Below are 1070 nucleotides of genomic sequence, written 5' to 3' on the forward strand. Positions count from 1 at the left end.
TCAATCTGCAGCGTGACGCTCGCCGAGGCGTTACACGACGCCTCTTGCCGCTATGCGCGCTCTCCGTGGATGAGTATATTATTTAAATAAAAGTTAAACATTGTCTAAAATTGGGGTATAGTATAAAGACAGCATTGGTCATCATTGCGCATGGCGCACCTTCTGCAAAATGGAATGCGCCGGTACTGGATCTCGAGAAGAAACTTAACCTTAACCCTATTCCGGGGATCAGTTATACAAGGGTAGCATTGATGGAATTCAGCGAACCTCATATCAATACGGTCATCAATGACTGCGAAAAACAAGGCATTGATACGGTTTTTGCTCTGCCGCTGTTCATTGCGCCGTCAAGCCATTCTGAAGAGGATATCCCGAATATACTCGGCCTGAAATATAATCCGAATACTCGGAAGTCATTGAAGGAAGAAGGGGCTAAACTGGTGAATACGAAAATCCATATTATCTTAGGTCCCACGTTGAGTTATGGAGATATTATTTACCAGACGGTCCTGCAGCCAATCAAGAAAATGTCCGTCAATCCTTCTGATGAGGCTGTCCTGATCCTGGCTCATGGGGATCCTGAATATATCGGGTTCTGGAATGAACTCCTTAAGGGAAGTGAAGATTATGTCAAGAAGAATACGTCCATCAATTACACTGATGCCAAGTTGGTCGCAATGGGTGTCGACTTGTCCAAAGAGATCATGCCCTTGCTTCAGAAAGCTGCTGCAAAAAAGAAGCGCATTCTTGTTCAGGGCATCTACCTATCCTCAAATGTCTATGACATGGCTAAGATGAGTGGAATGCTGGAGAATCAGTCGGGTTTGTCGAAGAGTCATCCTTCTGAAAAAGTGTTGTATAGTCAGTCTGCTATGCTTCCTGAGTGTTCAGACGCCATCTGCCAATGGATTGTCCAAGTGACTCAGGGGTGGTTGCAGAATAAATAATTAACCCGTTGGCGGAATTAAATTCATTAAATAATGATGTATAAAAAGTTGCGCATATCGCTGATTTTTAGTAAATTAGTAGTGTCAAAACTGTTAATTTCAAATCATCGATATGCACAACCT

1 protein-coding gene is annotated in these 1070 nt (G+C 43.1%); it reads left to right on the plus strand.

The features are described from left to right. Positions 1-110 precede the first annotated feature (110 nt). Positions 111-947 (plus strand): sirohydrochlorin chelatase, encoded by an 837-nt coding sequence (locus NG821_RS12580; RefSeq protein WP_252761999.1) that lies wholly within the window; start codon positions 111-113, stop codon positions 945-947. Positions 948-1070: the final 123 nt, after the last annotated feature.

This window comes from Segatella cerevisiae, assembly GCF_024054555.1.
GTDB lineage: Bacteria > Bacteroidota > Bacteroidia > Bacteroidales > Bacteroidaceae > Prevotella > Prevotella cerevisiae.